This is a genomic window from Paenibacillus agri (assembly GCF_013359945.1).
In the GTDB taxonomy this organism is placed as follows: Bacteria; Bacillota; Bacilli; order Paenibacillales; family Paenibacillaceae; genus Paenibacillus_AQ; species Paenibacillus_AQ agri.
In genome coordinates this window covers 264996-278199 of record NZ_JABWCS010000221.1, presented here as the reverse complement: position 1 = coordinate 278199, position 13204 = coordinate 264996, and the positions used below count along the sequence as shown (strand labels likewise).

At 49.0% G+C, this 13204-nt stretch carries 11 protein-coding genes; 5 read left to right on the top strand and 6 right to left on the bottom strand.

Annotation, left to right across the window (positions count from 1 at the left end; translation table 11 throughout):
- The first annotated feature begins 33 nt into the window (after positions 1-33).
- Positions 34-381: a YugN family protein gene (locus tag HPT30_RS27980; protein WP_175374540.1), complete on the top strand. Its 348-nt coding sequence runs from the start codon at positions 34-36 to the stop codon at positions 379-381.
- Positions 378-1616: a putative lipid II flippase FtsW gene (gene ftsW / locus HPT30_RS27975; RefSeq protein ID WP_246317495.1), complete on the top strand. Its 1239-nt coding sequence runs from the start codon at positions 378-380 to the stop codon at positions 1614-1616. The genes HPT30_RS27980 and ftsW overlap by 4 nt, the downstream gene beginning before the upstream one ends.
- 209 nt (positions 1617-1825) lie before the next feature.
- Here the strand turns inward: ftsW and HPT30_RS27970 are convergent, their stop codons facing one another.
- Positions 1826-2191: an Asp23/Gls24 family envelope stress response protein gene (locus tag HPT30_RS27970; protein ID WP_175374539.1), complete on the bottom strand. Its 366-nt coding sequence runs from the start codon at positions 2189-2191 to the stop codon at positions 1826-1828.
- Positions 2192-2344: 153 nt separating this feature from the next.
- Here HPT30_RS27970 and cax point away from each other — a divergent pair, with 153 nt between their 5' ends.
- Positions 2345-3415 (top strand): calcium/proton exchanger, encoded by a 1071-nt coding sequence (gene cax, locus HPT30_RS27965; protein ID WP_175374538.1) that lies wholly within the window; start codon positions 2345-2347, stop codon positions 3413-3415.
- A gap of 126 nt (positions 3416-3541) precedes the next feature.
- Here the strand turns inward: cax and HPT30_RS27960 are convergent, their stop codons facing one another.
- The 5 genes from HPT30_RS27960 to HPT30_RS27940 all read right to left on the bottom strand — a co-directional run bounded on the left by HPT30_RS27960 (position 3542) and on the right by HPT30_RS27940 (position 8822).
- On the bottom strand, positions 3542-3832 hold the full coding sequence (locus HPT30_RS27960) for an Fpa/YlaN family protein (protein WP_066370804.1): 291 nt from the start codon (positions 3830-3832) through the stop codon (positions 3542-3544).
- A 225-nt stretch (positions 3833-4057) separates the two neighbouring features.
- Positions 4058-4303: an HPr family phosphocarrier protein gene (locus HPT30_RS27955; protein WP_175374537.1), complete on the bottom strand. Its 246-nt coding sequence runs from the start codon at positions 4301-4303 to the stop codon at positions 4058-4060.
- 102 nt (positions 4304-4405) lie between these two features.
- Positions 4406-5521, bottom strand: coding sequence for an aminopeptidase (locus tag HPT30_RS27950; RefSeq protein WP_175374536.1), 1116 nt, complete (start codon positions 5519-5521; stop codon positions 4406-4408).
- Between the two features lie 97 nt (positions 5522-5618).
- Positions 5619-6491, bottom strand: coding sequence for a hypothetical protein (locus HPT30_RS27945; RefSeq protein ID WP_175374535.1), 873 nt, complete (start codon positions 6489-6491; stop codon positions 5619-5621).
- A 336-nt stretch (positions 6492-6827) separates the two neighbouring features.
- Entirely contained in the window at positions 6828-8822 is a 1995-nt protein-coding gene (locus HPT30_RS27940; protein WP_175374534.1) for a sensor domain-containing diguanylate cyclase, read from the bottom strand.
- Between the two features lie 395 nt (positions 8823-9217).
- Between HPT30_RS27940 and rpsD the strand changes: the two genes are divergently transcribed.
- Together rpsD and HPT30_RS27930 are read left to right on the top strand one after the other, a co-directional pair.
- The gene (gene rpsD, locus HPT30_RS27935) at positions 9218-9817 is read left to right on the top strand and encodes a 30S ribosomal protein S4 (protein ID WP_066370830.1); all 600 of its coding nucleotides are present in this window, start codon (positions 9218-9220) and stop codon (positions 9815-9817) included.
- 379 nt (positions 9818-10196) lie between these two features.
- Positions 10197-13157, top strand: coding sequence for a transglycosylase domain-containing protein (locus tag HPT30_RS27930; protein WP_175374533.1), 2961 nt, complete (start codon positions 10197-10199; stop codon positions 13155-13157).
- Positions 13158-13204 lie beyond the last annotated feature (47 nt).

Sequence of the window (13204 nt, the reverse complement as noted above, 5' to 3'; positions counted from 1 at the left end):
ATCATTATACTTCATAAGGGGGAAAAGTGCGCTATGATATTTGAGAACACGGGTCTCGTAGGCTTAAGAAGCGACCTTCTTTATCTGGACGAGAGTGCAGAAAAGGCCGGTTTCATTCGCTGGCAATGGGAATATTACCGGGCTACATACGACTGCAAGATTGAAGACCGGAATAACGGCGGTGAATACTTCCTACGTGTCAACACACGCGCAGTGGAGGGCAAGTTAGAGAAGCCCGATGCGGTTCTCGCCATTGAGGCTGTATACCTTGGCAAAGCAACCTTCCCTCATGGACTGGAATACGAATCACCGGTACCGCAGCCTGTGCTGGACATTGCTGCTGAGCGGATCCTTGAACTGAAGCAGTTGCTTGAGGCTTGAGTAACCGTAAGGGAAAGACGAACGCCAAAGTCAACCTGCCCAAAAGAGGAACACCCGACTTCCTGTTATTGATACTGACCCTGCTGCTTGTCGGCTTCGGACTGATCATGGTCTTCAGCGCAAGCTCCAGTCTATTCTTCAAAAATGATCCGCTCTACTTCGTTAAACGTCAGATCATATGGGTTGTCCTGGGATTATTCGCCATGTTCGTGACAATGAATATCCACTACAGCAAATTTAAAAAATGGTACGCACCTATGTTCCTGGTTACCCTTGTTCTCCTCCTATTCGTGGCCTTTACCGAAAGAATCAATGGCGCAAGTAGCTGGCTTAACATTATGGGACTAGGGATTCAGCCTACCGAGCTAGCTAAAATATCGATTATTCTCTATCTTGCTGCCCTGATTACTAAAAAAGGGGAGCGGCTTAGAGACCTCCGGACCGGTTACATCCCGGTTATGGTCATCGTTGGAATTGTAGCAGGATTAATTATGATGCAGCCTGACCTTGGCTCATGCATGATTCTGGTGGCCACCAGCGGGCTGGTCATTTATACTGGCGGTGCAAGCATGAAGCATATCTTAGGCTCTATTGCCTTGCTTGTACTCGGCGTCGGAATTGTACTGGGTGCCAAGGCTGCCATTGATTCGCTGTCTCCGCCTTCCGGTCAAGTCGCAGCCACACAGGATTATAAAAAGGGCCGGATCGATGCCTTCCTCGATCCCTTCGAGGTTGCAGAAGGCAGCGGATTCAACATCCTGCAGTCTCTGACCGCTCTTGGCGAAGGAGGCATCAGCGGTTCTGGGCTTGGACAAAGCGTTCAGAAGCTGCATTATCTCCGCTATCCACAAACTGACTTTATTTTTGCCGTTATCGGTGAAGAGTTAGGATTTATCGGTACCTCCATTTTCCTACTGTTGTATCTGTTCTTCTTATGGCGAGGGATTATGATTGCGCTCAGGTGCACCGATCCATTCGGAACACTTGTCGGGATCGGGGTGATGGGGATGATCGCCATTCAGGCCTTCGTTAACATCGGCGGTGTGACCAAGACGATCCCGCTCACCGGTGTAACACTTCCCTTCATAAGCTACGGGGGCTCCTCACTGCTGATGACTATGATGTCCATGGGTATCATGCTTAGCATCTCGCGGGAGACCAACCGGCCAGCCAAAGAGGAAGTCACCAAGTCTGTGACCACTGTAAGAAAACTCAGAGAAGTCCGTGGTCGCTGATTACGTGATTACGGATGAACTGTTAAGTAAGATCATCAACAGATAAAAGTGTTCCGCAGCTCAGGACAAGCTGTGGAACACTTTTTTTCTTTTATCGACATAAAGATAAAAAAAGGGTCTCCCAAGCCTTATTCGGCTCGAAAGACCCTCTTCCTTGGGCGATTATGCCCCTCTGGATACGTAATCCTAATCAATGATTTGCAGCGTTCTTACGAGATTTCGTCATTCTTGAACGCTACGCCTTCAACCTTGACGTTGACTTCAACAATGTGAAGGCCTGTCATGCTCTCCACAGCTTCGCGTACGTTCTGCTGCAGCATCCGGCATACTTCGTGAATCGGAGTTTCATAGAGGACGATAATCCGCAAATCGACTGCCGCTTCGAGCTGTCCGACTTCAACGGTAACACCCTTCTGCACGTTCTTACCGCTCAGGCGCTTCGCCCAGCCTTCCGACAAACCGCCGGACATGGCTGCAATCCCAGGAGTCTCCAAGGCTGCCAGCCCGGCAATTTTCGAGACGACGTCGTTTGAAATCCGTATGTTCCCATTTTCCAGTTGAAGTTGTTCTGCCATGCCATATCCCCCCTACACTCAATATCAATTATTGTAATTCCAAAACAGGCTAAAAAGCAAATGACTTTCTCGCATCTCCGTTTACAGAGTGGAACATTTTGGGTATATTGATTAAGAAATCAACATACATACGTAGACTGGAGAGTGCCTAAGTTGAAAAAATGGATATCCCCGGTGCTGCTGGTGGTCACTTTTGTCCTCAGCGCCATCGGACATTATGCGGGCTGGGACCATACGCTGCAGTTCATTCTGTCGGCGGTCGCAGTCGTATTCGTGGCCGGTTTTCTGGGCCGGGCTACCGAAAGTGTAGCCCATTATGCGGGACAACGGCTTGGCGGCTTCCTCAACGCGACCTTCGGAAACGCCGCAGAGCTGATCATCGCATTTTTCCTCGTGAAGGAAGGTCTGTTCGACATGGTTAAGGCAAGCCTCACGGGTTCGATCATTGGTAATCTGCTACTCGTGCTAGGCCTGAGCATTTTTGCTGGCGGCATGAAGTACAAGGTGCAGAATTTCAATGTCACCCTTGCCGGTATGAACGGCTCCTTGATGATTGTCGCCGTCATCGCCCTGTTCGTACCCGCCATGTTCTTCAACACACACTCGATTACGGCAAAAGATACAGATGTTCTCAGTCTCGTGGTTGCCGGAATCCTGATTGTCTCCTACATCGCCTGGCTCCTCTTCTCAATGATCACTCATAAGAAGTATTTAGCGGATGTCACCGAAGATAAAGCGGAAGAACTGCCCAATGAGCATGCTCCTGCTTGGTCCAAACGCAAATCCATTATGTATCTGATTCTAGCTACCGTCATGGTCGCTTTTGTCAGTGAGTGGCTCGTTGGCACATTGGAGACCTTGACCGAGCGCTTCGGCTTCAGTGAGCTGTTCGTAGGTGCCTTCCTGGTCGCGATTATAGGAAATGCTGCGGAACATAGCGCAGCCATTCTGCTCGCCATGAAGAACAAAATCGGTGCGGCTGTCGAGATCGCCGTCGGCAGCAGTCTGCAGATATCACTTTTTGTTGCACCAGTGCTGATTTTCGCGAGTTATTTCATGGGCAACACCATGGATATTGTGTTCACAACCATTGAGATTGTGGCCATCGCAGTCGCTGTATTCATAGCTAAGTCCATTACGCAGGATGGGGCCACCAACTGGTATGAGGGATTGCTTCTCCTTGCGGTGTACCTGATTCTAGGGGTTTCCTTCTATTTGGTTTAGACACAGCCACTTTAGCTTCACATATGCAACAAAAAAGCGCACAGGAGGAATCCCCTTTCCCTCGTGTGCGCTTTATCATTTTCGGATAAATGATCTTGTCCGATAGAACGGCTGCAACCTGTGACCCTAGTTAGCCTTGTTGTTCAGAGCTTCATACAATACGGCCAGATTACGCTCCAGTTTGCTCACCAGCTGCTTGCCAGTAAGCTCAGGCACCAGTCCTGCACGGACGGCGAAATCGACCTCTTTGGAGAAACCATACATTTGGGTATCCAGCACTTCCTCATAGAGAGGGCAGTACCGTGTGGCCAAATTCTCCATCTGTACTTCGATGAGCTTCTGAATTTTATCGGCATCTTCTTGTAGAAGAGTGATCGCTTTAAGGTTAAGCTGTTCCTGCAAATCTGATGAAGTCATGCTTCTTCCCCCCCATGTCCAAAAGTTACTGCTGCTTTTGCCATTTTATTTAATATTAGTCGAAATCGGATTCCAATACAAGAATTCAGTTTGGTATATTCGAAAATCAGCCCTATTATATCAAAATAGCTCCGTAAAGTGGAGCCTGCGTTTTATAAATATAAGGATCTATACATAAAAAACGCCCCGCCGCTAACGGCAGGACGTCTTCAACCATCCATTATTTTACTCCGCGACTACAGAAAAGTTCAAACCGTGCTTCGCGAATACTTCGCTCATTGCCTTCTTAGCTTCTTCAGCGTCCGTTCCATGGACATGAAGCTCATAGCTTTGGCTTGAAACCAAAGTAGTGAACAAACCAAGGATACTTTTAACATCGATGTACTTGTTGTCCGCTTGAAGAACGATAGAAGAGTTAAATTGGCTCGCCGTTTGGGCAATTTCCACGATTGCAGCATTGTTACTGGACATAGGAATCCCTCCGAAACTTATTATAAACTAAGTAGTTGCTAATCCATTCCATGATACCTTGAATCCGCTTACTTGTGCAAGGGATTTTCTTTTTATTACATTTTATTTCAAGTTTTCCGGATTCAGACCTTCCAGCTCCGGAATTACAAAGATACCATCCTTGCGGATCAGAATATCATCAAAGTAAATTTCTCCGCCGCCGTAATCCGGACGTTGAATCAGCACCAGATCCCAATGAATGGAGGAACGGTTACCGTTATCAGTAACGTCATAGGCCTGACCTGGGGTGAAGTGCAGACTGCCGGCGATCTTCTCGTCGAACAGAATATCCTTCATCGGGTGCAGAATGTACGGATTGAAGCCGATAGCGAACTCCCCGATATAGCGAGCACCCTCGTCGGAATCCAGAATCTCGTTCAACCGGGCGGTATCGTTACTGGTGGCTTCTACAATTTTACCGTTTTCGAAGGTGAATTTCACATTCTCAAACGTAACTCCATTGTAGATGGAAGCTGCATTGTAGCTGATTGTTCCGTTGACCGAATCGCGAACCGGGGCTGTGTATACTTCACCGTCCGGAATATTCTTCTGTCCAGAGCATTTCTCTCCGCCGATGCCTTTGATGGAGAAGGAAAGATCCGTTCCCGGGCCGGCAATGCGTACCTTATCGGTTTTTTTCATAAGATCAGCCAGTGCGTCCTGCGCTCTGTCCATCTTGGCATAATCGAGATTGCACACTTCGAAATAGAAGTCCTCGAATGCTTCTGTGCTCGTATTGGCAAGCTGAGCCATGCTGGCATTCGGATAACGCAGAACCACCCATTTGGTGTGCTTGACGCGCTGCTCGCTATGTACCGGGTGCGAATACAGGGAATTGTAAAGCTTCATATTTTCTTCAGGCACATCCGCCAAGTCATTAACGTTCTCGCCGGCACGAATGCCAATATAGCAGTCCATTTGCTTCATACGGTTCAGATCAATCTCGGCCCAGGTCTGAAGACTTTCACGGGTTGCATATTTCAGCATGCTGCGCAGGACGGTACGGTCAGTCAATTGTACGAAAGCGTTGCCTCCGGCCTTACCGACCTCCTCCACAACTGCTTTAATCAAATCTCTTTCGTTGCCAATCATTTCAACGAGCACGTTCTCGCCCGGCTGGACGTTCACGGAATAGCCTACCAGGTTTTCCGCCAGCTTTTGAATTCTAGGATCTTTCATTCTTTCTCTCTTCCTTCCTCTTCGAAGCGTAAATAAGCAAGCTTTACTATTGTAGCACGACCGTTATAGAGCGCAAGGCCTCATGTCATTTGCAGCGTTAATGATACCCGTAGAAATTGACCTGTACTACCAAAGACTCTTGGTCCCCAGGTTTCTTCCCGTCCGTATAGCTAACTGTTCTGGTCCAGTCCAGCTTGCGGGGCAGATTCTGCTTCTTGTCCACGGTCAAATGATACACAGCCTTTACATTAGCCTTGGCAAGCTGCTGCTTCATCTCATTGTTCTGCTTCTGCCACAAAGCTTCAATTGCCTTATCTGCTTTGGCCTGATTCGTATTCTTAGCCTTCACTCCGCTGTTAGCAGGACGGAGCGAATTCATTTCCTGTTCCAGCTCTCTGGACAGTAGCGCCCGCGCTGCTTCCGGGGTCAGTTGTATGCGCAAAACCCTGGTGCCCCTGGCCGCACCGGTCTCTTCTGTAACCGTCTTGTCCACATCCTTCAACTGCTCCAGTTGAAGCAGCGGGTTCAATCGCGGGAGCGGATTGTCTTCGTTGTTACCGGAGGCCTTGGACAGCTCTTGCCACTGGCCCTCCCGCTTCTCAAGCTTGCTGGAATAAGACTTCTCCCCGGAATGAATATGAGCTGTCGCTCCATTCTTCTCCAGCTTCCGAATACCTTCTGTCGCAGCCGTTTTGGAAGTTCCTTTGTCCGGTAGCAGTGTGTACAGGCTAAGCTGATTATGGTTCTCCATCTTGCCTCCATAATACTGATTCAGCGCAGGTGTTGCCTCTCCCTCTCGCAGCAGCGCGGCTGATCCTTCGAAGCTGACTCCATCACTTCCAGCCATCCCGGCCAACGCAAGCGATAAATCCTTTGGTGCCGGTTTATTGTTTACTTCCGTGCAGCCGCTGCCCAGAATACCAACTAACATTACTGCGATCATTCCGCTATAAGCTATGCTTTTCCTCATGGTCTATATCCTTTCATAATTGAAAGTGGATTGTTATCTGTAGTTAGGGTTCTCTCTGCCCCACGGACTTATGCCATCTATATAAGATGACTTAAGATCTGAACGTAAGGCTCGGTCGTCACTACGGTGAATGTTTGGACTTTCGGCCGCTGTTGTCCCCAGATTTCTTTTTTAAGCTGCTTCTAGCGGTTGAAATCTGGGAACAAAGGCGCTCGCTATCGCTCCTACAGTTCCAAACCTTCCCCTTCGTTCCTCCTCGCTCTTTGTTAATTTCTTTTGTTCACCTTATCTATACGGAACTGTTCCTGATGCAAAAAGAATCCTTGAGGCAGCGCCTCAAGGATTCTTCAATCGTTCTTCCGATTTCTTCTTGTCCATCACTACCCGGTTACGGCCACTGTTCTTCGCATCGTACAGGGCCATGTCAGCCCGATAGAACAGAGACTCCACACTGACACGGTCATCCGTCCAGCTCCATTCAGCGATGCCACAGGAGACAGTGACGGCTGGTTCAGTCTCTTCCTGGACCCGCTTACGGATACGCTCAGCCACATAAGCGGCCTGCTGCACGCCAAGCTGGGGGAGATAGACTGCCAACTCTTCACCGCCCCACCTGGCAGCTATATCGCCTTGGCGGATCGAGGATTTCACGATTTCGCTGACCTGCTTCAGAATCTTGTCCCCTTGCTGATGGCCATAAGTATCATTCACCATTTTGAACTGGTCGATATCTACCACGATCAGCGTTCCGCAGAAGTCGGTGGTTTGCCTCTCCTGAATCACTTCGTCCAGATAATGCCGGGCATACAGACCGGTCAGGGTATCACGATTCGCTAAACGTCGTACCTCGGCATGCAGCCGGGCGTTTCCCACAGCGAGTCCAATATGGCCCGCCATTGCTTGCAGCAGTCTGTAATTGTCATAGGAGAAATAGTGAGTCTCCCGGTGCGCCAGCATGATGGCACCACGGATTTCTCCGCCTACATATAGTGGTGTCGCAATGAGAGACTGTGAGCTGGTGGCCTCCATCAGTTTTGAGTTCACCTTCGAATTCTCCAAATAATCCGACAGGATCAGTGACTCCCCGGTAGCATACACTTGGCCGCCGAGTCCTCCCCCTACCTCCAAAATCTCATTCAGCAGTGGTGTATAGTTGCAGGCGATCACCTCAAGACCGCCTTTCTCTTCATTGAGATGCAAGATGCAGCAGTAATCCGCCTCGAACATCTCCAGCAATTCCTCGAATGCAAATCTGAAAATGTCCCCGAGCCGCAGGCTCTGGTTCAACCGCTGTGTAAGTTCATTGCTCATGCGCAGCTCGCGAATGAGTTGGTTTGAGCGCTCGTACAGCTTGGCATTCTCAAAGGCCGTTCCGGCCGTATCTGCCACCATGGAGAGAAACCGTACATCAACATCGGGAAAATCCGGGTTATCCAGCACCATATGAAATACGCCGTATACTCCCTGTTTTCCACCAAGTGGAAGTCCAATCTCTACAAAACGCCCGCCTTCTCCACTTGTATGAATAGCTACCCTACCGTCTTTAAAAGCGATTGCACATACATCATCGCTCGTCCAGAGCGGCGGCAGCGGCTTCACCTGCGGGTGGCTGCTCCGGTGATCCTGAGACATGAACAAGTCCAGACGTGCACCCGGGTACATAGCAGAGATGCTGTTGATCACCTCGCTCAGCACCGCGTCCACATCAATATTGTCATGCATCCGCTGGACGATCTGGAACAACAGCGAACGCCGGTTGCTCTCCCGCTCCGCATGCAGGTGAACCCCTGCCAAATCGGAGACAAATACATGTTCAAATTGGTGGTAAAAACAAGTCCGGTAATGCTGCGCCATGGCCTCAGCAATATGTCTGCCCCCGGCTTCATATTGCGCTGTTGGCATCATACAGCCAAGCAGGGCGAAAATCTCCCCTCGAGTGCGCGTGACAACCGGGATCGTCAGGATGATCTTTTCTTCCCCATCCTCCTGGATGGAGAGAACCTCTGGGTGTCCGGAGGCAAGACTGTGCCTCCCCGTCTCCTCCCATACTGCTCTCAGACGTTCCTGCTCTTCATTTATATGTTCTATCCATTTGGCTTCAAAATTCAGGACACACCATTCCCATGCAGCGGCAAATGGCAGGATAGCTTGTCCTCCCTGCCACTCATGGAAGCTTTCGGCAATCAAATCGGCTGCATAAGGGAGATCGTGGGATACGATATCTGTTTCCCTCAGCCAGGCGGCAGGATCTTGCGAATCTCCACCTGATTGCACATTGTCCTGTAAGAGCATACGATTGCTGCGGTGGCCGCATGCTTCTTGTTCTGACATAACGAGGATCCCCTTTGCAAATCAATTAAAATACGCACTTTCCGGTAACATCTAAGTGGTTATATTTTACTCTCTTTTTCTCGGTAATGCATTATATTTTCCATAATTCCGGGATTTTTTTTAGGACCAAAGAACTATCGACAAAGATTGACAAATTCACTTTTAATCTCTGCTTGACTTTACCTGTTATTTTCATATAATATTTATTGTTGAACAAGACTGTAATGGTCTTTTACTTGGGCGTAACGTTGTGTCACCCTCACGCTTATCGTTACTGTCAGGGCAGCGGCTGAACTTCCCAGGCAGTGTGGACCTATTAAACCTCCACTACATACGTTAAGCGGCGCAAATAGGCCCTAACCTGAAATTTCAATTATAAAGGAGTCTACTATAACATGGCACGTTACACCGGACCTAAATTCAAACTCAGCCGCCGTCTGGGCATTTCCCTTAGCGGTACAGGCAAAGACCTGAAACGCCCTTTCCCACCAGGACAACACGGCGCTAATCAACGCAGAAAAGTAAGTAACTACGGAATGCAGCTTTTGGAAAAACAAAAACTGCGTCACATGTACGGCTTGGGCGAAAAGCAGTTTAAAACTCTTTTCACCAAAGCACAAAAGCTTCCAGGTATCGCGGGCGAAAACTTCATGTTCTTGCTTGAAAGCCGCCTGGACAACCTCGTTTACCGTCTTGGTTTTGCTAACTCCCGTGCTGGTGCACGTCAGTTGGTATCCCACGGTCACGTAACTGTTAACGGCAAAAAAGTTGACATCGCTTCTTACCGTTTGGAACTGGGCGACGTAATCGGTCTTCGTGAAAGAAGCCAAGGCTTGACTTCCATCAAGGAAGCTCTTGCTAACCGTTCCCACCTTCCAGGTTACCTGGAATATTCTGACGCTTCTTTCGAAGGTAAATTCATTCGTTTGCCAGAGCGTGCTGAACTGTCCCAGGATATCGATGAGAAACAAATCGTCGAGTTCTACAACCGTTAATATTTCGCTTACGGCGAGTATGCTGAAAGCCTCCGGATTTATCCGGGGGCTTTTTGTTATCTTAGGGTACCCGATGGACCCCCATATTTTGAGCACATACCTTTTTTTTTTGTGATCCTATCTCCTGTCTTCTCTTTAGTCTGCTCCCCTGTCTTCCCTCCTCTCCTTAGACCAATATCAATTTCGCAATAGACCGATGTCAGTTTCACAATTCCCCTTCTTCCCCACTTGTATTACATCTCCCTCCTGCACCCTAACATCAAATTTTATATCCTGTAGCTTCGCTTTGTTCAGCTTCCGAAAACAGGTTACAACGGGAACGCATTCAAAATCGTCAATTTGTGCTATAATAGTTCCGTTAAAAGGAGGATTATCGTCGATGGTTGAGGAGAACAAGAAAAAAAACGCCAAGAAGCGTCCCGCCCGCAGATCCTGGCTTCGTAGATTTGGTTCTGTCGTGAAATGGATGTTCATTCTCGGCGTACTGGGTATTCTGTTTGCCGGAGGTGCAATGGCCGGTTATATTACATCTATCGTGAAAAGTGACCCGGTTCGCTCCGAGCAGTTTATCCAGCAGCAAGTCAGCCAGAACGCCATCACCGGATTTGCCTATTTCCGTGACGGCTCACCGATCGGCCAGCTTCGCACGGAAGAAGACCGAAGGCTGGTTGAGTACAATAATATTCCCCAGATTGTGATTGATGCGGTCCTCGCGATCGAGGATAATAATTTCTACCAACATAAAGGGATTGATCTCAACGGTACTCTACGTGCCATCAAGCAGAAGCTGCTGAACGAATCCGTTCAGACCGGGGGCAGTACGCTTACCCAACAGCTGGCCAGACGCGTATTCCTTAATCTGGACAAAACAGAAGATCGCAAAGTTAAGGAAATTCTGCTCTCACTGCGCTTGGAGCGCTTCCTGTCCAAACAAGAAATTATAACAGCTTATCTTAATAAGGTACCATTCGGCAACGGTTCCAACGGATACAACGTATACGGGATCAAAGCAGCAGCCAAGGGAATATTCGGTCAGGATAATCTGGATAAGCTGAATATAGCTCAGGCAGCTTATTTGGCAGGACTTCCGCAGCTTCCTTCTGCCTATTCCGCATTCAGCGGCACCGGTGAGTTCAACGAAACTGCATTTAACCGGGCCATGGACCGCCAGCGGCTTGTACTGCGCCGGATGCTCGAAGAGAACAAGATTACACAATCCCAGTATGATGAAGCGCTGACCTTTGACATCAAAGGCTCACTGGCTCCGTACACCAAGAAGGCTTATGCTACTTACCCGTACCTGATGCTCGAAACCGAACGCAAAGCTTCGGAGATCCTTCTGTCGCTAAATCAGAACAAGACGAATAACACAGGCACAGGCGCAAGCACAACAAGCAAAACCCCAACAGACAACAAACAGCTTCTGGAAGCAGCAAGGCAGCAGCTGATGACTGGTGGGTACCGCGTCTACACTACCATTGACAAGAAGGTATACAGCGCGATGCATAGCATCTCCGAGGATAGTTCCAACTTCACCAAGGACAGCAAAACCAAGGGAGTCGAACAGACCGCGGGTATGATGATCGATAACAAGACCGGGGCCATTCTCGGGATGATCGAAGGACGCGATTTCAACATCGAGCAGATGAACTATGCTACACAGATGGTTCGTCAGCCAGGGTCCACCATGAAGCCAATCGCGGCTTATCTGCCGGCCCTGGATGCTGGTTTGATCCAGCCAGCGGGGATACTGGATGATGCTCCGATTATTTTGAAAGATGGCGGGAAAGGCTTTCACATCCCTAAGAACTCCAATAATCGTTATCAGGGTCTTGTCACCGCCCGGTATGCACTGAATAAATCACTCAACCTGCCGGCTCTGAAGCTCTTCAATGAGAAGGTCGGAATTGATAATGCCTGGGCTTTTGCGAAGAAGCTTGGTATTACAACGATTCAGGAACAGGATTACAGTGCCAAAACAGGGGTTCTCGGCGGATTGCGCTATGGTGTATCGGTCGAAGAATTGACTAATGCCTATTCGGCAATCGGCAATAAGGGTGCTTTTAATGATGCCTATATGATCGATAAAATAGTCGATTCGGAAGGCAAAATCGTCTATCAGCACAAGGTTAATCCCGAACAGGTATTTTCCGAGCAGACTGCTTATCTCATGACGGATATGCTGCGTACTGTAATTACAGACGGAACGGCCAGCACTGTCAAAAGCAAATACAAGCATTTCAAAGATATTCCGATCGTCGGCAAAACCGGCTCCACGCAAAATTATGCGGATGTTTGGTTTATGGGCTACACGCCTGATGTAACACTCGGAATGTGGGTCGGCTACAAAGAGCAGATCAACACACTGCAAGGCGACACTCAGAGACACCAGGCGCAATCCTTGTGGGCTAAGGTTATGAATGCGGTCATTGATAAACAGCCTGATCTGTTCGTCACTGATAAATTCACACAGCCGGAAGGCATTGTGAAGAAAACAGTCTCTGCTTACAGCGGCAAGCTTCCGACTAGCCTGACCGATCGGTTCAATACCGATTTATTCAATACCAAATATGTGCCAACTACCAGTGATGACGGCATTTCCAAAGCCAGATATATCACCTATAATGGCGTCAACTATATTCCGCATGATGGGACGCCTGATGATTTCCTGAAAGAAAAAATTGTTGTGAAACGCGAAAAGCCAATTCAAGATTTGGTTAAAGAACTGCTGGCTGCTTTCACAAAAATGAAAGATCACGAATCGCTGTCCTATTACATGCCAGCGGATGCGAAGAGCGATGTGCCAACTGAGGTTGATCCACGTGTAGATGATGGCAATCCGCCAACCCCTCCGGGTAATGTCAATGTGTCTTACAGCACTGGCAAAGCGGTAATCTCCTTCACGCCTAGCGGTTCACCGGATGTTGTAGGCTATCGCCTGTACCGTTCCTTGAACGGCGGTTCCTTCCAGAAGCAAGCGGTACTGACAGTAGGCGAAGGCACCGTATTCCACTCAAGCACACCGGCTGGCGCCAATGCTACCTTCTATGTCACTGCAGTAGATGTAGGCGGACATGAGACGGCCTCGGGCACTATAGCTGGCGGGCCGATTGCTACACCGGAACCGACAGATTTACCTGAACCCACGGATAGCGGCAGTGAACCTACTCCAGGCTCTGATAACCCAGAGGTAGGCAGTCCGGATGATCCCGGTGTGATTTTACAGCAACCGGGAAGTACGGACATCCCACCTGCGGGAGGCGCCAATCCGGGGAATAACAGCGGCGGCAACTCCGCGGGCGGAACCGGTGCCAATACGGGCAGCGTAACTACCCACTAAAGACCTCACTGCTTATGCAAAAACACCGTTCCTGATTGTCAAAGGAA

Bases quoted from the DNA above. Each gene is read 5' to 3' on its own strand.
- HPT30_RS27980 (WP_175374540.1), top strand. From the start codon at position 34: ATGATATTTGAGAACACGGGTCTCGTAGGCTTAAGAAGCGACCTTCTT.
- HPT30_RS27970 (WP_175374539.1), bottom strand. From the start codon at position 2,191: ATGGCAGAACAACTTCAACTGGAAAATGGGAACATACGGATTTCAAAC.
- HPT30_RS27960 (WP_066370804.1), bottom strand. From the start codon at position 3,832: ATGACTTCATCAGATTTGCAGGAACAGCTTAACCTTAAAGCGATCACT.
- HPT30_RS27955 (WP_175374537.1), bottom strand. From the start codon at position 4,303: ATGTCCAGTAACAATGCTGCAATCGTGGAAATTGCCCAAACGGCGAGC.
- HPT30_RS27950 (WP_175374536.1), bottom strand. From the start codon at position 5,521: ATGAAAGATCCTAGAATTCAAAAGCTGGCGGAAAACCTGGTAGGCTAT.
- HPT30_RS27945 (WP_175374535.1), bottom strand. From the start codon at position 6,491: ATGAGGAAAAGCATAGCTTATAGCGGAATGATCGCAGTAATGTTAGTT.
- HPT30_RS27940 (WP_175374534.1), bottom strand. From the start codon at position 8,822: ATGTCAGAACAAGAAGCATGCGGCCACCGCAGCAATCGTATGCTCTTA.
- rpsD (WP_066370830.1), top strand. From the start codon at position 9,218: ATGGCACGTTACACCGGACCTAAATTCAAACTCAGCCGCCGTCTGGGC.
- HPT30_RS27930 (WP_175374533.1), top strand. From the start codon at position 10,197: ATGGTTGAGGAGAACAAGAAAAAAAACGCCAAGAAGCGTCCCGCCCGC.